Below are 24,471 nucleotides of genomic sequence, written 5' to 3' on the forward strand. Positions count from 1 at the left end.
GCCGAGAATTGTGATCAACTTGGCAAAACATGTGCATATTGTTTAACCTTAGTTAACCTGTCGCTGTACAGGTTTGGTTTTTTATTCCCCCTACGGGTATTCATAAGGAAGATTAAATGGAAGAGTTGAACGTTGGCGATAGCCTACACAACGCCAGTTCCTGGCTGGTGCGCAATCAAGAATTACTGCTGAGCTATGCCGTCAATATCGTTGCCGCTATCGCGATTATTATCATCGGTATGATTGTGGCACGGGTCATCTCTAATACGGTGAACCGACTGATGCTGGCGCGTAAGATTGATGCGACCGTTGCCGATTTTCTGTCCGCCCTGGTGCGCTATGCCGTTGTCGCGTTCACCCTGATTGCGGCATTAGGTCGCGTAGGCGTGCAGACGGCATCGGTGATCGCCGTCCTCGGTGCCGCCGGTTTAGCCGTAGGTCTGGCGCTGCAAGGATCGCTGTCTAACCTGGCCGCTGGCGTACTGCTGGTGATGTTCCGCCCGTTCCGTGCAGGTGAGTATGTCGATCTCGGTGGCGTCGCCGGTACGGTACTGAGCGTGCAGATTTTCTCTACGACCATGCGTACGGCCGACGGTAAAATTGTGGTGGTTCCGAACGGTAAAATTATCGCCGGCAATATCATTAACTTTTCCCGTGAGCCGGCGCGACGCAACGAATTTATTATCGGCGTCTCCTACGATGCCGATATCGATAAGGTCAAGCAGCTGCTCACCCGTATTATCGAATCGGAAGATCGTATCCTCAAAGATCGCGAAATGACCGTACGTCTGCATGAACTGGGGGCGTCGTCGGTGAACTATGTGGTGCGCGTCTGGAGTCTGAGCAGCGATCTGCAAAGCGTATACTGGGATGTGCTGGAGCGTATTAAACGCGAGTTTGACGCCAACGGCATCAGCTTCCCGTACCCGCAGATGGATGTTCATATGGTTCGTCCGCAGGAGAAAGTGGAGTAAGACAGCCGCCGATCCGGAGGCCAGCGATGCTGGCCTTTATTGCCACTGCTGTATTAGCTACTCTTATTAATGATTAAAATTATCAATTTCCTCTAATGATTTTATCGCGCTATATTCCTCTGCATTAACGACCTACCGGAAAAAACACCATGTTATCGTATTACTTTCAGGGGCTTGCCCTGGGAGCGGCTATGATTTTGCCGCTCGGGCCGCAAAATGCGTTTGTGATGAATCAGGGGATTCGCCGACAGTATCATTTGATGATCGCGTTCCTGTGCGCGTTGAGCGATCTGTTGCTGATTTGCGCCGGTATTTTTGGCGGTAGCGCATTGCTGATGCAGTCGCCGTGGCTGCTGGCGCTGGTCACCTGGGGGGGCGTGGCCTTTCTGCTCTGGTACGGTTTCGGCGCCTTGAGAACGGCGCTGAGCAGCAATCTGGAACTGGCCAGTGCGGAAGTCATGAAGCAGGGGCGCTGGAAAATTATCGTCACCATGCTGGCGGTCACCTGGCTTAACCCGCATGTCTATCTCGACACTTTCGTCGTGCTGGGCAGCCTGGGAGGTCAGCTGGCCGTGGAGCCTAAGCGCTGGTTTGCCTTAGGCACCATTAGCGCATCATTCCTGTGGTTCTTTGGCCTGGCCCTGCTGGCGGCGTGGCTGGCACCACGCTTACGTACCGCGCGAGCGCAGCGGATGATTAACGTGCTGGTTGGCCTGGTGATGTGGTTTATTGCGCTGCAGCTGGCGAAAGACGGTTTCCAGCATGTCCAGGCTCTGTTTTACCAGGCTTAGTCCGATGGACTTTCTCCGCGGACGCGTTAAGCTTGCAGACATGCGTCCGTAGACGGGCGACCCAATGTAAGATGGAGAAACGACAGTGAAGTTAAAACTCATGGCCCTGGCGGCAGCAATTGGATTGAGTGCGATGGCAGTACAGGCAAATGAATTGCCGAATGGCCCGCATATTGTGACTTCGGGTACCGCCAGCGTAGCCGCTGTGCCGGATATCGCCACCCTGGCGATTGAAGTGAACGTTGCAGCGAAAGACGCCGCGTCGGCGAAAAAGCAGGCCGACGATCGCGTGGCGCAGTATCTCTCTTTCCTCGAAAAGAACGGCATCGCCAAAAAAGATATTAACTCAGCCAACCTGCGCACCCAGCCTGATTACGACTATCAGAATGGCAAAAGCATCCTGAAAGGCTACCGCGCGGTGCGCACCGTCGAAGTGACGTTGCGTCAGCTGGACAAGCTGAACGGTCTGCTGGATGGCGCGCTGAAAGCGGGTCTGAATGAAGTTCGTTCTGTTTCGCTGGGCGTTGCGCAACCGGATGCCTATAAAGACAAAGCGCGTAAAGCGGCCATTGATGACGCGGTGCATCAGGCGCAAGAGCTGGCGTCAGGTTTCCATAGCAAGCTGGGACCGGTTTATAGCGTTCGCTACCATGTTTCGAACTACCAGCCGAGCCCGATGGTACGCATGATGAAGGCTGCCGATGCGGCCCCGGTTTCGGCGCAGGAAACCTACGAGCAGGCGACCATTCAGTTTGACGATCAGGTCGATGTTGTTTTTGAACTGCAGCCTGCTCAGCCAGCCCCGGCCCCCGCTGCGCCGGCTAAGCAGCCTGATGCGGCACAGTAAGCCATAAAATAAAAAGCCACTTCATCTGAAGTGGCTTTTTTTATCGCCAGCGCTTAGTCCTGACGCAGCACCTTGTGGCCGTAATCGATCAGTGCGTCGGTGACCCGGCGCATCATCCGGCTTTCCGGCGCGAAGCGATGCCAGTAGAGCATCCGACGCTGAAACAGTCCCGGCGTGAGGTCGATAAGCTCGCCGCTGTTGAGCTCTTTTTCAATCTGCAGATGCGGGATCATGCAGCAGGTCGTGCCCTGGCGCGCCAGCTGTACAAAGGCTTCCGAAGAGTTAACGATATGGCACGGGACGCTGCCCGGCGGCAAATCGAAGTTCTGCTGTAAAAACGCCTGATGCATATCATCCAGATGATCGAACGCGACAACCGGCGCTTTCAGCAGCGCCGAGCGGGTTACGCCATTAGGGAAATAGCGTTGCGCAAACTCTTTCGAGGCGACGAACAGATAGTCCAGCGCCCCGAGTTGATCCACCAGGCAGCTCGGCAACGCCTGAGGCTGGATACTCACTGCACCGACCACTTCACCGCGGCGTAAGCGTTCCTGAGTACGCGTTTCATCTTCCACCTGCAGATTGAGGCGGATAGGGGAGTCGGAAAGGACGTTAGACAGCGCGGGCAGCAGCCAGGTGGCCAGACTGTCGGCGTTGACCGCCAGCGACAGCAGCAGCGGCGTCGATCCGGTCTGTTCATCGCCCAGCCACTCCTCTTCCAGCAGCTCAACCTGACGCAGCAGGGCCAGCAGTTTCTGTCCTTGTTCGGTCGGACGCGGCGGCACGGTACGGACCAGCAGCGGTTGGCCGAACATATTTTCCAGCTGTTTAATACGCTGAGAGACGGCGGACTGTGTAATGCAGAGCTTCTGCGCGGCGCGCTCAAACCCACGTTCTCTTATTACCGCATCCAGCGCCTGTAGTGTTCTGTAGTCCGGTCGTTTCATTATTCTGGCGTACCCCTATCACTTTTCATTAACTCGCACTATGACATAAATTCGTTTTTGATGAAGATGAAAAATGGTCTGTTCAGTTGTGTGACCCTGCCGCAGGGACAATTCCCCCCCCGGTGTTCTATAATGCGCCACAGGTATTCACATCTCGGACCATAATCATGACGCAAGATGAACTGAAAAAAGCAGTAGGCTGGGCGGCATTGCAGTATGTACAACCGGGCACCATTGTCGGTGTCGGTACGGGTTCCACGGCCGCGCATTTTATCGATGCGCTGGGCACCATGAAAGGGCAGATTGAAGGCGCTGTTTCCAGCTCTGATGCCTCCACCGAAAAACTGAAAAGCCTCGGCATTCCGGTTTTCGATCTGAACAGCGTGGACCGCCTGGGGATCTATGTTGATGGCGCCGACGAGATTAACGGCCATATGCAGATGATCAAAGGCGGTGGGGCGGCGTTAACACGTGAAAAGATTATCGCCTCGGTAGCAGACAAGTTTATCTGCATCGCCGATGCCTCCAAGCAGGTGGATATTCTGGGCAAATTCCCGCTGCCGGTTGAAGTCATTCCGATGGCGCGTAGCGCCGTCGCGCGCGAGCTGGTGAAGCTGGGCGGCCGTCCGGAGTATCGCCAGGGGGTGGTGACCGATAACGGTAACGTGATTCTTGACGTGTTCGGCCTGGAAATTCTTGATGCCATCGCGCTGGAAAACAAAATTAACGGTATTCCTGGCGTCGTCACCGTCGGCCTGTTTGCCAACCGCGGCGCGGATGTGGCACTGATTGGAACCGCCGATGGCGTAAAAACCATCGTAAAATAATATTATCGGGGGAGCGAATGGCTCCCTCGCAAATATTTTTTCTCCAGGCCAAATTTGGTGACTTCTGTCACATTTATGCGGTCAGCCTTAGTAACAATCTACCTTTTCTTTTCTTTCTGGTGTTTTGTCCTGCCATTTCCCTCTGTGTGATATTTCTTCAGGTCGTCGACGCAAACGTTCATATTGCCGCGATAGTTTTTTTTGATATGTTGCTGAGAAGAACTTTCGTTCGGCACGACATCAGATAAGACAAAACAGGACGGGGAAATGGCTAAGGTATCACTGGAAAAAGACAAAATTAAGTTTCTGCTGGTTGAAGGTGTGCATCAAAAAGCGGTGGAGAATCTTCGCGCGGCAGGTTACACCAACATCGAATTTCATAAAGGCGCGCTGGACAGCGAAGAGCTGAAAGCGTCGATCCGTGATGCCCATTTCATTGGCCTGCGTTCCCGTACTCATCTGACTGAAGAGATCTTCGCCGCTGCGGAAAAACTGGTGGCGGTCGGCTGTTTCTGTATCGGCACCAACCAGGTTGATTTAGACGCCGCAGCGAAACGCGGGATTCCCGTTTTCAACGCGCCATTCTCAAATACCCGTTCCGTTGCCGAGCTGGTCATTGGCGAACTGCTGCTGATGCTGCGCGGCGTACCGGAAGCCAACGCGAAAGCGCACCGCGGCGTGTGGAACAAGCTGGCGGTCGGCAGTTTTGAAGCGCGTGGTAAAAAACTGGGGATTATCGGCTACGGGCACATCGGCACGCAGCTGGGTATTCTGGCTGAATCTCTGGGGATGCACGTCTATTTCTATGATATCGAAAGCAAACTGCCGCTGGGCAATGCTACTCAGGTCCAGCACCTCTCTGACCTGCTGAATATGAGCGATGTGGTCAGTCTGCATGTGCCGGAAAACGCCTCCACCAAAAATATGATGGGCGTAGAAGAGCTGGCGCTGATGAAGCCAGGCGCGCTGCTGATCAACGCCTCGCGCGGTACGGTCGTGGATATCCCGGCGCTGTGCGATGCGCTGGCGCGTAAGCACCTGGCAGGGGCCGCGATTGACGTCTTCCCGACCGAACCAGCGACCAACAGCGATCCGTTCAGCTCACCGCTGTGTGAGTTTGACAACGTGATCCTGACGCCGCACATCGGCGGTTCCACTCAGGAAGCGCAGGAGAATATCGGTCTGGAAGTGGCCGGTAAGCTGGCGAAGTATTCCGATAACGGTTCGACCCTCTCTGCGGTGAACTTCCCGGAAGTGTCGCTGCCGCTGCACGGCGGTCGTCGTTTGCTGCACATCCACGAAAACCGCCCGGGCGTGCTGACCGCTATCAACCAGATCTTTGCCGCACAGAGCATCAACATTGCTGCACAGTATCTGCAAACCACGCCGCAGATGGGCTACGTGGTTATTGATATTGAGGCCGAAGAAGATGTGGCCCAGCAGGCGCTGCAGGCCATGAAGGCGATCCCGGGCACCATCCGCGCTCGTCTGCTGTTCTGATTGACGAAAGGATCCCTGCGGGGATCCCTTTAAATGATGAGCACATCGCTACAGAATACCGGTGTCTTCCTGCTGCTGCTGATCCTGGCATGGACGGGGTTGGGCACCCACGATAGCCTCACCTGGCTGATGGAAGTGACGCCGGTCATTATCATCGTTCCGCTGCTGCTTGTGACGCGTTCACGCTACCCGCTCACGCCGCTTCTCTACACGCTTATCTTCTTCCACGCCATTATTTTGATGGTAGGGGGAATGTATACGTATGCGAAAGTACCGATTGGATTTGATGTGCAGGCGTGGCTGAATTTAAGTCGTAACCCGTACGATAAGCTTGGCCACTTTTTCCAGGGGTTGGTTCCGGCGCTGGCGGCGCGGGAAATTCTACTGCGCGGCGGCTATGTGCGCGGGCGCAAGATGCTTTCATTTCTGGTGTGCTGCATTGCGCTGGCGATCAGCGCCACCTACGAGCTTATCGAATGGTGGGCGGCACTGGCGATGGGGCAAGGGGCGGATGATTTTCTCGGCACCCAGGGCGATCCGTGGGACACGCAGTCGGATATGTTCTGCGCGCTGCTGGGGGCGCTGACGACGATCTTGTTACTGAGCGGATGGCATAACCGGCAACTGAAGAAGCTCGGGACGCCTTAGCTTACGGCCACTGCCACAGCGCCGAGGGAGTAATCACCGCGGGCAGCGGAATATCCCAGTGCTCGGTTGGCAGCGCGTCGACCTGCTGGCAATCGTGGGCATAGCCAACAGGCTGCAGGGAATAATCCTGCCAGTTCTGCAATGTTCTGTCGTAGAAGCCGCCTCCCATTCCCAGCCGCTGTCCGGCGACATCAAAGGCAACCAGCGGGACTATCAGTACATCGAGCTGGCTTAGCGGCAGGACGTCGCGTACATCGAGCTTCGGCTCGTCGATTTTAAGCCGGTTGGTCACCAGTTCACTGCGCGGGTGATAGTGCAAAAACAGCAGATTTCCCGGGCTGAACGGGTGGAGTACGGGCAGATAAACCTGCTTGCCGGCCTGCCACAGCCGATCGATCAGCGGTCGGGTATCGAGTTCGCCATCAAATGACAGAAACAGAGCGACGGTTTGCGCCTGTGCGACGGGCGGGTATGCCATCACGCGATCGGCACCCTGTCGGGCGAACTGCGCCTGCTGTTCTGCCGTCAGCGCACGGCGTTGCTGGCGAATCTGTTGACGAATCCGCTGTCGGGTAGTTTGCGTGTCAGAAAGTTGAGTCATGACGGGTCGCCTGATTTAGCATGAGCACGGTAATACGTGGGTCAGTTGCATGTTGGCGTAGTGTAATACACAAGGTGATAAAAACCGAAAAGGAAGCCACGAGGGATGGAACTGAAAAGAAGGGAATCTCCGAGATGCCGCCGCAGGCTGTAACCCTTGAACCCTTGGTTCAAGGTGAATGCGTCGTCACAGTTTTAAGGCTTCTCGGACGGACCGAGCATGCTCACCAACCATGGAGCGCCACATTCTTGTGGTATGAAATATCGGCTCAGGGGACTGGCCCGCTTGCAAACATCTCAGAGAAATTTTGTTCTTGCGCTTACTCTAACACAGTTAATTGCAAAGTGTTATTCAAACTTCGGCCCGGTTCTTTCGCTTATGCGACCTTGCTCAAGCAACGCTTGTTCGATGGTCTGCTGAAGCATCCGAATACGCTGTTCCATGCTGGAGGCGTAATCGCGGGTTTTCGCTTTTTCCTGAGTCAACTCATAGCTGATGTTCAACGCGGCGATGAAGACCAGCTGCTCAGTATTTGTGACTCTAGTGCGTTCTTTTAAATCTTGCAACCGCTGATTCAGGTCATCAGCTGCCTGATTCAAGGCATCCCTTTGTTCAGGCGGGCAATTCACGCGGAGTGAACGGCCAAAAATTTGGAGATCGACGGGTTGTGCAGACATGCCACCTTCCTGCTGATTGACTGCGCGGCCTTCACGCCCGAATCCGGGACTGCAAAGGGGCGACACTATAGCTACCCTGGTGCGAAGGTACAAGCCCTATTCTGGTTCACCAGGGTCCAAAGTGGTAGCATACCATGAATATTCCTCCCAACGATGACGAATGCGCATGTCTATACAGAACGAAATGCCTGGTTACAACGCCGTAGACCAGTTACTGAACCAACAGGGCGTGGGCTTAACCCCGGCCGAAATGCACGGTTTGATCAGTGGGATCCTGTGCGGCGGCAATAAAGACAGCAGCTGGCAACCGCTGGTGCACGACCTGACTAACGAAGGCCTCGCATTTGGTCACGAGCTGGCCGAGTCTCTGCGCACCATACATTCCGTGACCAGCGACTCGCTGGAAGACGACGGTTTCTTGTTTCAGCTCTATTTACCGGAAGGTGACGCGGTAAGCGTGTTTGAACGCGCCGACGCGCTGGCCGGTTGGGTTAACCATTTCCTGCTCGGTCTGGGCGTCACGCAGCCTAAACTGGATAAAATCAAAGACGAAACCGGCGAAGCTATCGACGACCTGCGTAACATTGCGCAACTGGGGTACGACGAAGACGAAGATCAGGAAGAGCTGGAGATGTCGTTGGAAGAGATTATCGAGTACGTGCGCGTCGCTGCGCTGCTGTGCCACGAAACCTTTTCTCGCCAGCAGCCAACCGCACCGGAAGTTCGCAAGCCAACATTACACTAATGATAATTTGTTGAGGGGGCGTCATGACACAGCAGGAATTTCTTTCTCGTCGCCAGGCATTGCTGGCGCAGATGCAGCCAGGCAGCGCCGCGCTGATTTTCGCCGCACCGGAAGCGGTCCGCAGCGCAGATTCAGAATACCCCTACCGGCAGAACAGCGATTTTTGGTACTTCACGGGATTTAATGAGCCGGAAGCCCTGCTGGTGTTGATTAAAAGCGACGACACCCACAACCATAGCGTGCTGTTTAACCGCGTCCGCGATCTGACCGCAGAGATCTGGTTCGGCCGTCGTCTGGGACAGGAGGCCGCGCCATCGAAGCTGGGCGTCGACCGCGCTCTGGCGTTCAGCGAAATTAACCAGCAGCTGTTCCAGCTGCTTAACGGCCTCGATGCGATCTATTTTGCCCAGGGCGAATATGCCTACGCTGACAAAATCGTCTTCAACGCGCTGGAAAAACTGCGTAAAGGCGGGCGCCAGAATCTGCAGGCGCCCGGCTCTGTGATTGACTGGCGGCCGATGGTGCATGAGATGCGCCTGTTTAAATCGCCGGAAGAGCTGGAGGTGATGCGCCGCGCTGGTGAAATTTCCGCGCTGGCTCATACCCGCGCAATGCAGAAATGCCGTCCGGGCATGTTCGAATACCAGCTGGAAGGGGAAATTCTGCATGAATTCAACCGCCACGGCGCCCGTTTCCCCTCCTATAACACCATCGTGGGCGGTGGGGAAAACGGCTGTATTCTCCATTACACGGAAAACGAATCCGAGCTGCGCGATGGCGATTTGGTGCTGATTGACGCCGGCTGTGAATACCGCGGCTATGCGGGCGATATCACCCGCACCTTCCCGGTAAACGGGAAATTCAGCCCGGCGCAGCGCGAGATTTACGATATTGTCCTCGCGTCGCTGGAAACCGCGCTGGAGCTTTACCGTCCTGGCACCTCCATTCAGCAGGTTAACCAGCAGGTGGTGCGCATTATGATCACCGGTCTGGTGCGCCTCGGCATCCTGAAAGGGGATGTTGACGAGCTGATGGAGAACAACGCCCACCGTCCATACTTTATGCATGGTCTGAGCCACTGGCTGGGACTCGATGTCCATGATGTTGGCCGCTACGATGTCGATCGCTCGCGTCTCCTTGAGCCGGGCATGGTATTGACCGTTGAACCGGGTCTCTATATTGCCGCCGACGCCGACGTGCCGCCACAGTATCGCGGCATCGGCGTGCGTATTGAAGACGATATCGTCATTACCGAAGACGGCAACGAAAACCTCACCGCCGGCGTGGTGAAAAAAGCCGACGATATTGAGGCGCTGATGGCGGCGGCGCGGCGGTCATGAGCATCCTGATCGTTGGCGGGGGGATGACCGGGGCAACCCTGGCGTTAGCAATCTCGCGCTTAACCCACGGCGCGCTGCCGGTACATCTGGTCGAGGCGGCGCAGCCGGATTCGTCGCAGCATCCGGGGTTTGATGCCCGCGCGATTGCGCTGGCGGCGGGGACCTGCCAGCAGCTGGCGCGTACCGGCATCTGGCAAGGCATTGCCGATTGCGCGACGCCGATTCAGCGTGTTCACGTCAGCGACCGCGGACATGCGGGATTCGTGACCCTTGATGCGCAGGATTACGGCCTGGCGGCGCTTGGCCAGGTGGTGGAATTGCACGATATCGGCCAGCGATTGTTTGCGCAACTGCGCGAAGCGCCGGGCATTACCTTACACTGCCCGGCGAAAGTCGAAGACGTCACCCGGTGGCAGGAGGGAGTCAGCATCACCCTGGATAGCGGCGAGACGATCGAAGGCCGGCTGCTGGTTGCCGCCGATGGTTCGCGCTCCACGCTGGGCGCCCGCTGCGGCATGAGCTGGCAGCAGCAGCCTTACGAGCAGCTGGCGATTATTGCCAACGTCAGCACGGCGTTGCCCCATGAAGGGCGTGCCTTTGAACGCTTCACCGAACATGGTCCGCTGGCCATGCTGCCGATGTCACACGGACGCTGTTCGTTGGTATGGTGTCACCCGCAGTCGCGGCGCGATGAGGTCCTGGGTTGGTCCGATGCGCAATTTTGCGAGCAGCTGCAGCAGGCATTTGGCTGGCGGCTGGGGCGCATCACGCATGCCGGGAAGCGCAGCGTTTATCCCTTGACGTTGACCACCGCTATGCGCCCGGTTTCCCATCGCCTGGCGCTGGTCGGTAATGCGGCGCAGACGCTGCATCCCATCGCCGGGCAGGGCTTTAATCTCGGTCTGCGGGATGTGATGAGCCTGGCGGAAACGCTGGCGCAGGCCTGCGCTAACGGGCAGGACCCCGGCGATTACTCACTTCTTTGTCACTATCAGGCGCGGCGAGCGGATGATAAGGCCGCGACTATCGGCGTGACCGATGGGCTGGTGCATCTGTTTGCTAATCGTTGGGCGCCGCTGGTGGCGGGGCGTAACGTGGGTCTGATGGCGATGGAATTATTTACCCCGGCGCGTGACGCGCTGGCGCAGCGTACCCTTGGTTGGGTTCCTCGTTAAGGAGTTGAACGTGCAAAGTGTTGATGTTGCCATTGTTGGCGGTGGCATGGTGGGCCTGGCGGTAGCCTGCGGTTTGCAGGGGAGCGGGCTGCGGGTTGCGGTGCTGGAACAAGCCGAGCCGCAGCCGTTAAACGCCGATGCGCCGCCGGCGCTGCGGGTATCAGCCATTAACGCCGCCAGCGAAAAACTGCTGACCCGGCTGGATGTCTGGCCGGAGATTATCGCCCGGCGCGCCAGCTGTTATCACGGTATGGAAGTGTGGGATAAGGACAGCTTTGGCCACATCAGCTTTGATGACCAGAGTATGGGCTTCAGCCACCTTGGCCATATTATTGAAAATGCGATCGTTCATCATGCGCTGTGGCAAAAGGCGCAGCGTTGCGCCGACGTCACGCTGCTGGCCCCGGCTCAGCTGCAGCAGGTGGCGTGGGGAGAAAACGAAGCATTTCTCAGCTTGCAGGATGGCAAGATGCTGACCGCCAGGCTGGTGGTCGGCGCCGACGGAGCAAACTCCTGGTTGCGCAACAAAGCGGATATACCGCTGACGTTCTGGGACTACCGCCATCATGCGCTGGTTGCCACTATCCGAACCGAAGAACCGCATCAGGCGATTGCCCGTCAGGCGTTTCACGGCGATGGCATTCTGGCGTTTCTGCCGCTGAACGATCCGCATCTGTGTTCGATCGTCTGGTCGCTGTCGCCGCAGGAAGCACAGCGGATGCAGCTGGCCGACGAGGCGGTGTTTAATCAGGCGCTGAATATTGCCTTCGATAACCGGCTTGGCCTGTGCCAGCTTGCAAGCGAGCGTCAGACTTTCCCGTTGACCGGTCGCTACGCGCGCCAGTTCGCCGCGCATCGTCTGGCGCTGGTTGGCGATGCCGCGCACACTATCCACCCGCTGGCCGGCCAGGGGGTAAATCTGGGCTTTATGGATGCAGCGGAACTGATCGATGAACTCCGTCGTCTGCATGCGCAGGGCAAGGATATTGGTCAGTACCTGTATCTACGTCGCTATGAACGTAGCCGTAAGCACAGTGCCGCGCTGATGCTGGCGGGGATGCAGGGCTTCCGCGAAATGTTCTCTGGCAGCCACCCGGCGAAGAAACTGCTGCGCGATATTGGCCTCAAACTGGCGGATACGCTACCGGGCGTCAAACCGCAGTTGATTCGCCAGGCCATGGGCTTAAACGATCTTCCTGCCTGGTTACGTTAAGCGCGTCACACTTCTCTCTCCCGGCCCCGGCGCCGGGTTTTCTCCTCTCATTTGAAATAATCTAATCTCACCCATTTTTTCGCATTAGTTTTATTAATGCCTCTCTTTTTTTGCAACAGAAAACAGGCCTCTTTTTTCGCATAAAATACCATCATGCTCGGTAATATCAGGCCATGATGTTAATTTTATGTGGCATAAATCGCTTTTTTCCAGTCAATAACTCTGTAGTCTTTTTGGCGACTTTTAGTCATAAGCTAATGTGATGTCCTGATTTAGCTTATGGTTTAGCGCCGGGTTCGGTGGTAAGTTCAGGCAAAAGAGAACGTTTGCGTCGGTGCCCGGACATGGCGCCGACGGCGGATTTCGTGGTGCGAAATCGCCCCAATGACATCGCCCAACCCAGTAGCGGGTTCCGTTTTATTCGATGAGGAAAAGATGGCTCAACAGACTCCGTTGTATGAACAACACACGCTGTGCGGCGCTCGCATGGTGGACTTCCATGGCTGGATGATGCCGCTACATTACGGTTCCCAGATTGATGAGCACCACGCGGTGCGGGGCGACGCCGGTATGTTCGATGTCTCGCACATGACCATCGTCGACTTCCACGGCAGCCGCATCCGGGAGTTTCTGCGCTATCTGCTGGCTAACGATGTCGCGAAGCTGACGGTACCCGGCAAAGCGCTGTATACCGGTATGCTTACCGCATCAGCCGGCGTCATCGATGACCTGATTGTCTATTTCCTTACCGAAGATTATTTCCGCCTCGTTGTTAACTCCGCCACCCGTGAAAAAGACCTCGCCTGGATTACTCAACAGGCTGAACCCTATGGTCTTGAAATGACCGTCCGTGACGATCTTTCGCTGATTGCCGTACAGGGGCCACAGGCGAAAGCGAAAGCGGCAACCCTGTTCACCGACGCACAGCGTCAGGCCGTAGAAGGGATGAAACCGTTCTTTGGCGTGCAGGCCGGCGATCTGTTTATTGCGACCACCGGTTATACCGGTGAAGCCGGGTACGAAATCGCCATGCCGAATGAGCAGGCTGCTGATTTCTGGCGTGGCCTGCTGGACGCAGGCGTGAAGCCGTGCGGTCTGGGCGCTCGCGATACCTTGCGTCTGGAAGCGGGGATGAACCTGTATGGCCAGGAGATGGATGAAAGCATCTCTCCGCTGGCTGCAAATATGGGCTGGACCATTGCCTGGGAACCGGCAGATCGCGCGTTCATCGGCCGCGAAGCGCTGGAGCTGCAGCGTGAAAAAGGTACTGAGCAGCTGGTGGGTCTGGTGATGACCGAGAAAGGCGTCCTGCGCGGCGGTTTGCCGGTGCGCTTTAGCGATGCAGACGGTAATCAGAAAGAAGGTATTATCACCAGCGGCACCTTCTCCCCGACGCTGGGCTACAGTATCGCGCTGGCGCGCGTACCGGCCGGTATCGGCGAGACGGCCATTGTGCAGATTCGCAACCGCGAAATGCCGGTAAAAGTGACTAAACCTGTTTTTGTACGCAACGGCAAAGCCGTGGTGTGATTCCCCCTTTTTGGAGATTAATTGATGAGCAACGTACCAGCAGAACTGAAATACAGTAAAGAACACGAATGGCTGCGCAAAGAAGCTGACGGCACCTACACCGTCGGGATCACCGAACATGCCCAGGAACTGCTTGGCGATATGGTTTTCGTCGATCTGCCGGACGTTGGCGCAACCGTTGAAGCGGGTGACGACTGCGCGGTTGCCGAGTCGGTGAAAGCTGCTTCGGATATTTATGCCCCGATTAGCGGCGAGATTGTGGCGGTGAACGAAGAGCTCAACGACTCTCCGGAGCTGGTGAACAGCGACCCGTACGCGGACGGCTGGATCTTTAAAATTAAGGCCAGCGATGAAGCGCAGGTTGCGGCTCTGCTTGACGCGGACGCCTATGCGGCGCTGCTGGAAAACGAGTAAATATCTTGCCCCTTCACGCTGCGGGCATCTGCTGCCGGCAGCGTGAATGATTTTTGCCTGTTCAGGTAAGTAAAGACACATACGATTCACTGCACGTTTCAGGAACCATCGCTCATGACTCAGACTTTAGGTCAGCTTGAAAACCGCGGCGCCTTTATTGAACGTCACATCGGTCCGGATGCTCAGCAACAGCAGGAGATGCTGAACACCGTCGGCGCCGATTCGCTTAACGCCCTGATTGGCCAGATTGTGCCGCAGGATATTCAGCTGGCGACACCCCCGCAGGTGGGTGACGCGACTACCGAATTCGCCGCGCTGGCGGAACTGAAGGCGATCGCCGGTCGCAACAAGCGCTTCAAGTCTTACATCGGCATGGGTTACACCGCCGTGCAGCTGCCGCCGGTTATTCAGCGCAATATGCTGGAAAATCCGGGTTGGTATACCGCTTACACCCCTTACCAGCCGGAAGTTTCCCAGGGCCGCCTGGAATCACTGTTGAATTTCCAGCAGGTGACCCTCGATCTGACCGGGCTGGATATCGCTTCCGCGTCACTGCTGGATGAGGCGACCGCCGGCGCTGAAGCGATGGCGATGGCCAAACGCGTCAGCAAACTGAAGAATGCGAACCGCTTCTTCGTTGCCGCCGATGTACATCCGCAGACCCTGGATGTGGTGCGCACCCGCGCCGCAACCTTTGGCTTTGACGTCATCGTTGATGAGGCGGAAAAAGCGCTCGACCATCAGGACGTTTTCGGCGTGCTGCTGCAGCAGGTGGGTACCACCGGCGAAATTCATGACTACAGCAAGCTGATCGCCGATCTGAAAGCACGCAAAGTCGTGGTCAGCGTCGCCGCGGACTTCATGACGCTGGTTCTGTTGACCGCACCGGGCAAACAGGGGGCTGATATCGTCTTCGGCTCCGCCCAGCGTTTTGGCGTGCCGATGGGCTACGGCGGTCCGCATGCGGCCTTCTTTGCCGCAAAAGATGAATTTAAACGCTCGATGCCGGGCCGTATTATCGGCGTATCAAAAGATGCCGCCGGTAACACCGCGCTGCGTATGGCGATGCAGACCCGCGAACAGCATATCCGTCGCGAGAAAGCGAACTCCAATATTTGTACTTCCCAGGTACTGCTGGCAAATATCGCCAGCCTGTACGCGGTGTTCCACGGGCCAGAGGGCCTGAAGCGCATCGCCAGCCGCATCCACCGACTGACCGATATTCTGGCCGACGGGCTGCAGAAAAAAGGGCTCAAGCTGCGCCACGCTCACTACTTCGACACCCTGTGTGTGGACGTGGTCGACAAAGCGGCGGTGCTGGCACGCGCCGAAGCGCTGGAAATTAACCTGCGCAGCGACATCCATAACGCCGTTGGCATCACTCTTGACGAAGCGACAACCCGCGAAGATGTGCTGAACCTGTTCCGCGCTATTATTGGCGACGACCACGGCCTGGATATCGATGCCCTGGATAAAGACGTGGCCCTCGACAGCCGCTCGATCCCGGAAAGCATGCTGCGTAACGATGCGATCCTGACGCACCCGGTGTTCAATCGCTACCACAGCGAAACCGAGATGATGCGCTACATGCACTCGCTGGAGCGTAAAGATCTGGCGCTGAATCAGGCGATGATCCCGCTGGGATCCTGCACCATGAAGCTCAACGCCGCGGCGGAAATGATCCCGATCACCTGGCCTGAGTTTGCCGAGCTGCACCCGTTCTGCCCGGCAGAGCAGGCGGAAGGTTATCATCAGATGATCGCCCAGCTCTCCGACTGGCTGGTAAAACTGACCGGTTACGACGCCGTCTGCATGCAGCCAAACTCCGGCGCACAGGGCGAGTACGCGGGCCTGCTGGCTATTCGCCATTACCACGAAAGCCGCAATGAAGGCCATCGTGATATCTGCCTGATCCCAAGTTCTGCGCACGGCACCAACCCGGCGTCGGCACAGATGGCCGGCATGCAGGTGGTGGTCGTGGCCTGTGATAAAAACGGCAACATCGATCTCGCGGATCTGCGTCTCAAGGCGGAGCAGGCGGGTGAGAACCTCTCCTGCATCATGGTGACCTACCCGTCAACGCACGGCGTGTATGAAGAGACGATCCGCGAAGTGTGCGAAATCGTGCATCAGTTCGGCGGTCAGGTTTACCTCGACGGCGCTAACATGAACGCCCAGGTTGGTATTACTTCTCCGGGCTTTATCGGCGCGGACGTCTCGCACCTTAACCTGCACAAAACCTTCTGCATCCCGCATGGCGGCGGCGGTCCGGGTATGGGGCCGATCGGCGTCAAAGCGCATCTGGCGCCGTTTGTTCCGGGCCATAGCGTGGTACAGATCGAAGGGATGTTGACCCGTCAGGGCGCGGTTTCTGCCGCACCGTTCGGCAGCGCTTCCATTCTGCCAATCAGCTGGATGTATATCCGCATGATGGGCGCCGAAGGGCTGAAACAGGCGAGCCAGGTGGCCATCCTCAATGCCAACTACATCGCTACTCGTCTGAAAGAGGCGTTCCCGGTGCTTTACACCGGTCGCGACGGTCGCGTGGCGCACGAATGTATTCTGGATATTCGTCCTCTGAAAGAAGAGACCGGCATCAGCGAGCTGGATATTGCCAAGCGTCTGATCGACTTCGGCTTCCACGCACCGACGATGTCCTTCCCGGTGGCCGGTACGCTGATGGTTGAGCCGACGGAATCAGAAAGCAAAGTCGAGCTGGACCGCTTCATCGACGCGATGCTGGCGATTCGTGGGGAAATCGACCGCGTGAAAGCGGGCGAGTGGCCGCTGGAAGATAACCCGCTGGTGAACGCCCCGCATACCCAGGGAGAGCTGGTGGCGGAATGGCATCATCCGTATACCCGTGAGCTGGCGGTATTCCCGGCCGGTCTGGCGAATAAATACTGGCCGACGGTGAAGCGTCTGGACGATGTCTACGGTGACCGTAATCTGTTCTGCTCCTGCGTACCGATGAGCGAATACCAGTAATTCACTGACTGGACTATCTTTTAAAGGCGCTTCGGCGCCTTTATTTTTTGGGGGAGAGGATGGCGATAGCACTGATTACCGGCGCCAGCCGCGGAATAGGTAAGGCGACGGCGCTGCTGCTGGCACAGGAAGGGTATACCGTGGTGGTTAACTATCATCACAACATTAGCGCGGCGATGGCGGTGGTCAACGAGATTGTCGTCCTCGGCGGCAAAGCCGTTGCGCTGGGGGCCGATATCAGCGACGAGGCGCAGGTCATGGCGATGTTTGATGGGATCGACCGTCTTGAGGAGCCGCTGACCGCGTTGGTTAACAACGCCGGTATCCTGTTTGCGCAAAGCACCGTGGAAAACCTGACCGCCAGGCGGATTAATCAGGTGCTGAGTACTAATGTCACCGGCTATTTCCTCTGTTGCCGGGAGGCGGTGAAGCGGATGTCATATCGGCACGGCGGAAAAGGCGGGGCGATCGTCAATGTTTCATCGGCGGCATCGCGTCTGGGGGCGCCGGGGGAATATGTGGATTATGCCGCCTCGAAAGGGGCCGTGGATACGCTGACCACCGGACTGTCGCTGGAAGTGGCGGCGCAGGGGATTCGCGTTAACGGCGTGCGTCCCGGCTTTATCTATACTGAGATGCACGCCTCCGGCGGCGAGCCTGGGCGCGTGGATCGGGTAAAAGCGGGGCTGCCGATGCAACGCGGCGGGCAGCCGGAGGAGGTCGCACAGGCCATCGCCTGGCTACTGAGCGAGAAAGCCTCCTATGTGACCGGAAGCTTTCTCGAACTGGCCGGTGGGAAATAGTCCGCTGCCGGAGAGTCCCGGGCGGCGACGTGCGCCCTTCCCGGTCAGCCGTTTTGCGAGCTGATGTTATGACGCCAGCCACCGCCGCAGGCGCATTCCCCAACCGCTGGTCCAGCCGGTGGTGATCGACTTAACCTCGCCGCGAGAGATGACGATAAGCGTTGGCGTGACCTGAACGCCCCACTGGCGAGAAAGTCCGCCGTCGGGGTCGTTAACCGTGGGCAGCGCCATTTTCTTATGCGCCAGCCAGTTGGACAGCATGGCATCATCCCCGGAACGGAGCGCGACGGTCATGACATTGCCGCCGTTGCTCGCCAGCGCCGCTACGGATGGCGTCGTGTAACGGCACACTCCGCACCAGGTCGCCCAGACGTAGATCAGCAGCGGGCGCTGCTGGCTCATGGCGTGCAGATCGACCACGTTACCCTCCAGCGTCTGCAGCGGTGTAGTCGTCAGATTCGGCGGCAGCGCAGGTCGACGCAGATAATCCATCCCCACGATGAGCGCGCCGGCCAGCAGCAGCAGGATCATCAGCTCGCGCAGCCAGCGGCGTAATTTACTGACCATCGGCTTTTGCCAGCTGTTCTTTCACCAGCCCCTCCAGCTCCTGATAAGGAATCGCGCCGGCGACCATTTGATCGCCGATAATCGTCGCCGGGGTGCCCTGAATATTCAGCACCTGAGACAAAATCAGGTTCATCTTCAGCGAGTCCATTGTTTTATCATCGGTTTTCACCCCATCGGTCGCGGTTTTTTGCTGCGCGGCGAGAATACTCGCATTGTCGTGGTAGCCCTTTTTGGCCATCAGCCGCTGATGCAGCGCCCAGAATTTATCCGGCTGCTGGCGCCATGTGGAGAGCGCGGCTTTGGCGGCGTTAACCGAACTTTGCCCCTTAAACGGCAGCAGTTTTACAATCAGCAGGACATCAGGGTTATCGTGAACGATCTTCTCCAGCATCGGATCGAACTGCTTACAATACGGGCAGTTGTAATCGGTAAACGAGACGATAGTCAGGCGCGGCGCTTTGGCGCCCAGCCGCGGGCTGTCGGGATCGTTAAACAGCAGCTTTGCCAGCTGGTCGTTGGCGGAGGCATCCGCGGGTTCTGCCGGGGCGGCAAGGCTGAAGGTTGAAACGCACAGCAGAAGGAGTGCAGCGATGATTCTCATGATTATTGACCTTTTGCATCGGACAGAGTGGCGAGGAGTTCGTCGCGGCTGAGCAGCGGAGACAGCACGCGGCCCTGGGCTAATCCCGGTCCGTAAATTTGATTGAAGGGAACGGCGGCGCTGCCGCGAGTGGTCAGAAAGCGGCCGATCGCCGCCGACGGGCGACTCCAGTCGCCGCGCAGGGCCACCACGTCTGGTTCAGAGAGGGCGTTCTGAACGTCATCGCGCAACAATACGTTGTATTTATTGGCTTTGCAGGTGACGCACCAGTCGGCGGTGACGTCAATAAACAGTCGCTTATTGCTTGCCAGCGCATCGCTAATCGCCTGTTCGCTGAGCGGCTGCCAGTTCACGCGGTCGCGTCGCGATGTCTGGCCGTCAGGCGGTGACAGAAAAGCGACGACCCCGGCGACAGCTAACGTCAGCACGCCAGCCTTCAGCGTCGTGCGCCAGCGATAGCGCCAGAGCGTCGCCAGCAGCAGCGCGAGGGCCAGCAGCGCCGTCAGGGCGATAACCGGCATCCGACCGATATGCGCCGTCAGCAGGCTGAGCAGCCATACGGATGATCCCAGCATCATCAATCCGAGTATCACGCGCAGGACGTTCATCCAGCGTCCGGGGCGCGGCAGATGCCGGGCGAGACCTGGCCAGGCGGCAACCAGCAGCCACGGCAGACTCATGCCGACCCCCATGGCGAGGAAAATGCCCCACAGCAGCGGCAGCGGCGCGACCAGCGCGACCGAGACAGCGGTACCGAGAAACGGCGCCGTGCACGGCGTGGCCAGTAGCGTTGCGAAAGCGCCCTGGCAGAAATGGCCCATCAGACCCTTGCCGCCGCGGGTCGCCAGAAATGTACTGGTGCCGGAGGAGAGGCGAATCTCAAACAGCCCCAGCAGGCTGGCGCTGAACAGCACCATCACCAGCGCCATCGCGCCGATAAACCATGGGTTCTGAAACTGAATGCCCCAGCCCAGCGCCTGATTCCCCAGGCGAAGCAGAGTCATCATCAACGCCAGCGCCAGAAAGGACGCGACGATGCCGCAAACCGAGGCCAGAAACTGCCGGCGTACGGTTGCGCGCTCGCGCGTCCTGGTCTGCACCAGCGAACCGAGCTTCATGGCCAGTACCGGCAGGACGCAGGGCATAACATTCAGAATCAGCCCGCCGGCAAGGGCCATCAGCAAGACCCACCATAAAGCCGGCGCCTGCGCCGGGAGGCCTTCGCTAACGATCGACGTGCTCTCCTGCGCCAGACCGTTGTCGGCAAGGACCAGCGACAGACGTTTGCCGCTGAGGTCAGGTGCCGCCTCACCCCAGCTGTCGGTGACCGGGATCTGCGCGACCAGCGTCTCGCCGTTCAGTGAGAAGGTGGGTTTGCCGAAATCGACATTCTCCATGCTGTCGATAAACAGCGACGGCTGCCGCCAGCCGGCTTCGCGAACGGCGGTAACCGTGAGCTTTCCGCCGCCATAGGCCGAGGTCAGCCGGGACGTCAGGCCGTCCGGGCGCGGGAGCGTGCCCAGTGCGCGGGTAAAATCATAGCCAAAGCCATCTCCCGCAGCGGTGGTCATATCCAGCGCAAAGGGATAGTCGGTCAGAATGCAGACATTGCTACAGGTGGAAAGTGTCAGCACGCCGCTTAAGATCTGCGGCACCGGTCCGTGGATTTCCAGCGGAAAGCTGACGTTACCGTGGTAGCCCTGGGTGGTGATTCCCGCGACGTCAAATCGCTGCGGCGTTGGCCAGTGCCAGGTGACATCCAGCGGCGTTTTCCAGGCGATAGCGGGCGCGATGCCGCCTTCCCCCGGGGAGCGCCAGTAGGTTTTCCAGCCTTTTTCCAGCGCCACATCAAGCAGCAGGCGCGTTGTGCCGCTATCGTCGTTTTGTGCGCGCAGCCGGACGCTGGCGTGTTGATTCTCAGCGGCGCGTAGCCAGCCGCTGTCGGCGGCCTGGCTGACGGGCAGCCATAGCCAAAGCAGGCAGACCAGCAGTCGCCTGAATACCATAAGCATAAATTTTCTCCGTAAATGATTGATTAACCTGAACTGTCAGGGAAATCCTCATTCACGGAAGACGCACAATCGCAAATGCACCCGTAGCCGGGGAGGGGAAATAACGCGGGGAGGCCAGAGGCGGACAATGCGCGGCGGTATTGCCGCCAGCAGCGTGAGCAGTAGCGCGACGGCAAACAGCGCGCCTTCAAACAGCACCGGCGGGGCGGCGAGCAGTGATTTCGCACTCAGCTCGCAGGGAGTTACCGGCGCTTCGGCCGTATCCTCACCCTGCTGGATCGATTGCGTCACGGCGGTAGCATTCATGACCAGCGCGTGCAGCCCGGCCATACGCTGCGCGGTGCATACCAGCACCACCAGACAGGCAAGGGCTACAAGAAGAATGGCTTTTCGCTGTCGCTTAATCATTTTCGCCTCTGTGATTCACGAGGCTTATCTTATCGGGCGAACGCGTTTTAGCAATGTTAAAGCTGTAAAGAAGTGTCTGTAAGACCGGCAAGCGCCCTCTCCTCTGGCGAGGCGAGGGCGCGACTGAGAGGGAATCAGAGATTTTCGCCGTTGCTGGCAATGACCTCTTTATACCAGTTGAAACTTTTCTTACGCGAGCGGGACATGTCGCCGGTGCCATCGTCATGTTTGTTCACGTAGATAAAGCCGTAGCGTTTGCTGTACTGGCCGGTGGTAAAGGAGACGCAGTCGATACAGCCCCACGGGGTATAGCCCATCAGTTCGACGCCATCGTAAGTCACCGCTTTGATCATCTCTTCCACATGCGCACGCAGGTAGTCGATACGGTAGTCGTCGTTGATGCTGCCGTCTTCTTCAACTTTGTCGTAGGCGCCGAAGCCGTTTTCAACGATAAACAGCGGTTTCTGATAGCGTTCGTACAGTTCGCACAGCGAGTAGCGCAGGCCCACCGGGTCAATCTGCCAGCCCCAGTCGGAGGCTTTGACATGCGGGTTCGGCACGCTGCCTTCGAAGCCGGAGATGGCATCGCCGCTGCCGCCTTCCGCTTTGACCGCGTTGGTCATGTAGTAGCTGAAACCGAGGTAATCGCAGGTGCCTTCACGCAGGATCTGTTCATCGCCCGCTTCCATCACGATGTTAAAACCGCGGCGCTCCCACTCGTTGAGAACATAGGTCGGGTAGTAGCCGCGCAGCTGCACGTCGGTAAAGACGTAGCGTTCACGCATCGACTCCTGGGCGAACATCACGTCTTCCGGCTTACAGGAGAACGGATAGAGCGCCACCATTGCCAGCATGCAACCAACCTGCATCTGCGGATTGATGCGTCGCGCCGCTTTCACCGCCAGCGCGCTGGCAACGAACTGGTGATGCAGCACCTGGTACATGGTCTCTTCCGGGTTTTCGTAGTCGGTATAGACCACGCCGGAACAGCAGTAGCCGAACAGCGGGGCGCGCCAGTTGCGCTGGTTATTGATCTCGTTGAAGGTCATCCAGTATTTTACTTTGTGCTTATAGCGCTCGAAGACCACTTCGGCGAAGCGCACAAAGAAATCGACCACTTTGCGGTTGGTCCAGCCACCGTACTGCTGCACCAGATGCAGCGGCATTTCGAAGTGGGAGAGGGTGATCACCGGCTCGATGTTGTACTTCAACAGCTCATCGAACATGTCGTCATAGAACTTCAGCCCCTCTTCGTTCGGCTGAGTTTCGTCGCCGAGCGGGAAGATGCGGGTCCAGGCGATGGAGGTGCGGAAACATTTGAAGCCCATCTCGGCGAACAGCTTGATGTCTTCTTTGTAGCGGCCGTGGAAATCAATGGCTTCGTGGTTCGGGTAATATTTACCCGGCTCTACCTGGTGGGTAATCTCGCGCGGTACGCCGTGGGCGCCGCCGGTCAGCACGTCGCAAATACTCGGGCCTTTGCCGTCTTTATTCCAGCCGCCTTCCACCTGGTGCGCCGCGACCGCACCGCCCCATAAAAAGTCTTTCGGTAAGGTGATTTTTTTCATCTTTGCTCGTCTCATCAAATAGCATCTGTTTACGAGTCTAACAAAGGGAATATAAATGTCACGATATAACAATTTCCCTCAGCTGGAATATGTTACATCGAAAAAACAGGGTGTTATTTTCAGGCGAGTTTACGTGCTAATTTACGCCCCAGGGACTCCAGAATATAAATAACCGGAATTTGGGTGGTAATATCATATACGCCGCCGATGCGCGTTTGCGGGACGTGCCAGGAGAGGTTGAAGTCTGCCAGCTTCGCCAGTCGGGAGTGTTCATGGCTGGTCACCGACATTACTTTGCAGTTGTGCAGGCTGAACTGGCTGGCGAAGCGGAGAATCTCTTCAGTCTCCCCGGAAACGGAAAGAACGATCGCCAGCGCGTTACGCGCCATGTCGTTGGTGACCGGGAAATAAGGATCGTCGATATGATTGCTGAATTTCCCGACGTTGGAGAAAAAGCGTGCGCCATATTTTGCCAACGCGCCGGAGGTACCGGCGCCAACAAATATAATACGTTCTGACGCGAGAATAATATCGACGGCACGATCGAGTAAATTATCAAATTCGTCATTGTTGACGCTTTTAAAAAAACTCATTATTTCACTGGCACCGATATTTGCCTGTTGTGGCTGGTTCTGCTCGAGATATAATTTAAAGCGGACGCGAAACTCCGAGTAGCCTTCGCACTGCAGTTTGCGACAAAAGCGCAGGACGGTGGTCGTGGAGACCCCGGCGGCTTCTGCTAGCTCGCGGATGGTCATATACATCACTTTGTCACGATTCTTAATGACGTAGTGGTAGACCATCATCTCAAGATTATTGAGACTGGCGATCGCGGCGTGGGAGAACATACTCACAGTAATAACTCACAATTCATAATGACCAGGATGGAATTATATCATGCAGCCGAATGACATAACCTTTTTTCAGCGCTTTCAGGACGACATCCTCGCCGGGCGCAAAACCATCACCATTCGTAATGCCGCCGAGTCGCATTTTAAAACCGGCGACGTGCTGCGCGTTGGCCGCTATGAAGATGACGGCTATTTTTGCACGATAAGCGTGGTGGCGACGTCCACGGTAACGCTCGATACGCTCACGGAACGTCACGCCGAACAGGAGAATATGACCCTCGCGCAGCTGCGTCAGGTCATTGCGGAGATCTATCCAGGCGAAGACCAGTTTTATGTTATTGAATTCAAAAGGCTTTGATAAAACAGCGAACGACTGTTAGTTGAAATTTTAATGTAACATTATGATTTTATAGTGTTTACAAATATTAATCTTTTTATTTTAGC

Annotated in this window: 24 protein-coding genes and 1 other RNA gene; 15 read left to right on the plus strand and 10 right to left on the minus strand. The window is 57.1% G+C overall.

Annotation, left to right across the window (positions count from 1 at the left end; translation table 11 throughout):
- Positions 1-116: 116 nt before the first annotated feature.
- From mscS to OQV00_RS04100, 3 genes are all read left to right on the plus strand, one after another.
- The gene (gene mscS / locus OQV00_RS04090; RefSeq protein WP_004867425.1) at positions 117-974 is read left to right on the plus strand and encodes a small-conductance mechanosensitive channel MscS; all 858 of its coding nucleotides are present in this window, start codon (positions 117-119) and stop codon (positions 972-974) included.
- 149 nt (positions 975-1,123) lie between these two features.
- A complete protein-coding gene (gene argO / locus OQV00_RS04095; RefSeq protein WP_015585768.1) occupies positions 1,124-1,765 on the plus strand; it encodes an arginine exporter ArgO in 642 nt (213 codons plus the stop codon).
- A gap of 85 nt (positions 1,766-1,850) precedes the next feature.
- On the plus strand, positions 1,851-2,612 hold the full coding sequence (locus OQV00_RS04100; protein WP_015585769.1) for an oxidative stress defense protein: 762 nt from the start codon (positions 1,851-1,853) through the stop codon (positions 2,610-2,612).
- Between the two features lie 53 nt (positions 2,613-2,665).
- Here the strand turns inward: OQV00_RS04100 and argP are convergent, their stop codons facing one another.
- Positions 2,666-3,559 (minus strand): DNA-binding transcriptional regulator ArgP, encoded by an 894-nt coding sequence (gene argP, locus OQV00_RS04105; protein ID WP_004867418.1) that lies wholly within the window; start codon positions 3,557-3,559, stop codon positions 2,666-2,668.
- Between the two features lie 167 nt (positions 3,560-3,726).
- Here argP and rpiA point away from each other — a divergent pair, with 167 nt between their 5' ends.
- The 3 genes from rpiA (at position 3,727) to OQV00_RS04120 (ending at position 6,534) form a co-directional block, all read left to right on the plus strand.
- The gene (gene rpiA, locus OQV00_RS04110; RefSeq protein ID WP_004867416.1) at positions 3,727-4,386 is read left to right on the plus strand and encodes a ribose-5-phosphate isomerase RpiA; all 660 of its coding nucleotides are present in this window, start codon (positions 3,727-3,729) and stop codon (positions 4,384-4,386) included.
- 267 nt (positions 4,387-4,653) lie between these two features.
- Positions 4,654-5,886, plus strand: a complete 1,233-nt coding sequence (gene serA / locus OQV00_RS04115) for a phosphoglycerate dehydrogenase (RefSeq protein WP_004867414.1) — start codon at positions 4,654-4,656, stop codon at positions 5,884-5,886.
- A 33-nt stretch (positions 5,887-5,919) separates the two neighbouring features.
- On the plus strand, positions 5,920-6,534 hold the full coding sequence (locus OQV00_RS04120; protein ID WP_032690801.1) for a DUF2238 domain-containing protein: 615 nt from the start codon (positions 5,920-5,922) through the stop codon (positions 6,532-6,534).
- Between the two features lies 1 nt (position 6,535).
- Here OQV00_RS04120 and OQV00_RS04125 read toward each other — a convergent pair whose 3' ends face one another.
- From OQV00_RS04125 to zapA, 3 genes are all read right to left on the minus strand, one after another.
- Positions 6,536-7,135: a 5-formyltetrahydrofolate cyclo-ligase gene (locus tag OQV00_RS04125; protein WP_015585771.1), complete on the minus strand. Its 600-nt coding sequence runs from the start codon at positions 7,133-7,135 to the stop codon at positions 6,536-6,538.
- Positions 7,136-7,257: 122 nt separating this feature from the next.
- A non-coding RNA gene (ssrS, locus tag OQV00_RS04130) (6S RNA) lies at positions 7,258-7,441 on the minus strand.
- A 41-nt stretch (positions 7,442-7,482) separates the two neighbouring features.
- Positions 7,483-7,812: a cell division protein ZapA gene (gene zapA, locus OQV00_RS04135; RefSeq protein ID WP_004867406.1), complete on the minus strand. Its 330-nt coding sequence runs from the start codon at positions 7,810-7,812 to the stop codon at positions 7,483-7,485.
- Positions 7,813-7,978: 166 nt separating this feature from the next.
- On the opposite strand from zapA, the gene OQV00_RS04140 reads away from it, so the two are divergent.
- The 8 genes from OQV00_RS04140 (at position 7,979) to OQV00_RS04175 (ending at position 18,020) form a co-directional block, all read left to right on the plus strand.
- Positions 7,979-8,557, plus strand: coding sequence for a YecA/YgfB family protein (locus OQV00_RS04140; protein WP_015585772.1), 579 nt, complete (start codon positions 7,979-7,981; stop codon positions 8,555-8,557).
- A gap of 23 nt (positions 8,558-8,580) precedes the next feature.
- Positions 8,581-9,897: a Xaa-Pro aminopeptidase gene (gene pepP, locus OQV00_RS04145; RefSeq protein ID WP_015585773.1), complete on the plus strand. Its 1,317-nt coding sequence runs from the start codon at positions 8,581-8,583 to the stop codon at positions 9,895-9,897.
- Positions 9,894-11,072 (plus strand): 2-octaprenyl-6-methoxyphenyl hydroxylase, encoded by a 1,179-nt coding sequence (ubiH, locus tag OQV00_RS04150; protein WP_004867400.1) that lies wholly within the window; start codon positions 9,894-9,896, stop codon positions 11,070-11,072. Before pepP ends, ubiH begins: the two co-directional genes overlap by 4 nt.
- A 10-nt stretch (positions 11,073-11,082) precedes the next feature.
- Positions 11,083-12,285 (plus strand): FAD-dependent 2-octaprenylphenol hydroxylase, encoded by a 1,203-nt coding sequence (gene ubiI, locus OQV00_RS04155; RefSeq protein ID WP_004867398.1) that lies wholly within the window; start codon positions 11,083-11,085, stop codon positions 12,283-12,285.
- A gap of 435 nt (positions 12,286-12,720) precedes the next feature.
- Complete coding sequence (gene gcvT, locus OQV00_RS04160) at positions 12,721-13,815, plus strand: glycine cleavage system aminomethyltransferase GcvT (RefSeq protein WP_015585775.1); 1,095 nt, start codon at positions 12,721-12,723, stop codon at positions 13,813-13,815.
- Between the two features lie 24 nt (positions 13,816-13,839).
- Complete coding sequence (gcvH, locus tag OQV00_RS04165; RefSeq protein ID WP_004867393.1) at positions 13,840-14,229, plus strand: glycine cleavage system protein GcvH; 390 nt, start codon at positions 13,840-13,842, stop codon at positions 14,227-14,229.
- Between the two features lie 114 nt (positions 14,230-14,343).
- On the plus strand, positions 14,344-17,217 hold the full coding sequence (gene gcvP, locus OQV00_RS04170) for an aminomethyl-transferring glycine dehydrogenase (RefSeq protein WP_015585776.1): 2,874 nt from the start codon (positions 14,344-14,346) through the stop codon (positions 17,215-17,217).
- 59 nt (positions 17,218-17,276) lie between these two features.
- A complete protein-coding gene (locus tag OQV00_RS04175; protein ID WP_044347388.1) occupies positions 17,277-18,020 on the plus strand; it encodes an SDR family oxidoreductase in 744 nt (247 codons plus the stop codon).
- 66 nt (positions 18,021-18,086) lie between these two features.
- Here OQV00_RS04175 and OQV00_RS04180 read toward each other — a convergent pair whose 3' ends face one another.
- The 6 genes from OQV00_RS04180 to OQV00_RS04205 form a co-directional block, all read right to left on the minus strand.
- A complete protein-coding gene (locus tag OQV00_RS04180) occupies positions 18,087-18,587 on the minus strand; it encodes a protein disulfide oxidoreductase (protein WP_266279877.1) in 501 nt (166 codons plus the stop codon).
- Entirely contained in the window at positions 18,577-19,188 is a 612-nt protein-coding gene (locus tag OQV00_RS04185) for a DsbA family protein (RefSeq protein ID WP_048024954.1), read from the minus strand. The genes OQV00_RS04180 and OQV00_RS04185 overlap by 11 nt, the downstream gene beginning before the upstream one ends.
- Before the next feature lie 2 nt (positions 19,189-19,190).
- A complete protein-coding gene (locus OQV00_RS04190) occupies positions 19,191-21,200 on the minus strand; it encodes a protein-disulfide reductase DsbD family protein (RefSeq protein ID WP_266279879.1) in 2,010 nt (669 codons plus the stop codon).
- A 48-nt stretch (positions 21,201-21,248) separates the two neighbouring features.
- Positions 21,249-21,608 (minus strand): hypothetical protein, encoded by a 360-nt coding sequence (locus OQV00_RS04195; RefSeq protein WP_004867377.1) that lies wholly within the window; start codon positions 21,606-21,608, stop codon positions 21,249-21,251.
- Positions 21,609-21,742: 134 nt separating this feature from the next.
- On the minus strand, positions 21,743-23,176 hold the full coding sequence (locus OQV00_RS04200; RefSeq protein ID WP_004867372.1) for a 6-phospho-beta-glucosidase: 1,434 nt from the start codon (positions 23,174-23,176) through the stop codon (positions 21,743-21,745).
- Positions 23,177-23,295: 119 nt separating this feature from the next.
- The gene (locus OQV00_RS04205; protein WP_004867368.1) at positions 23,296-24,024 is read right to left on the minus strand and encodes a MurR/RpiR family transcriptional regulator; all 729 of its coding nucleotides are present in this window, start codon (positions 24,022-24,024) and stop codon (positions 23,296-23,298) included.
- Positions 24,025-24,073: 49 nt separating this feature from the next.
- On the opposite strand from OQV00_RS04205, the gene yqfB reads away from it, so the two are divergent.
- Positions 24,074-24,385, plus strand: a complete 312-nt coding sequence (gene yqfB, locus OQV00_RS04210) for a N(4)-acetylcytidine aminohydrolase (protein WP_004867365.1) — start codon at positions 24,074-24,076, stop codon at positions 24,383-24,385.
- Positions 24,386-24,471 lie beyond the last annotated feature (86 nt).

It is taken from the genome of Klebsiella sp. DY2415 (assembly GCF_026314315.1).
In the GTDB taxonomy this organism is placed as follows: Bacteria; Pseudomonadota; Gammaproteobacteria; order Enterobacterales; family Enterobacteriaceae; genus Klebsiella; species Klebsiella ornithinolytica.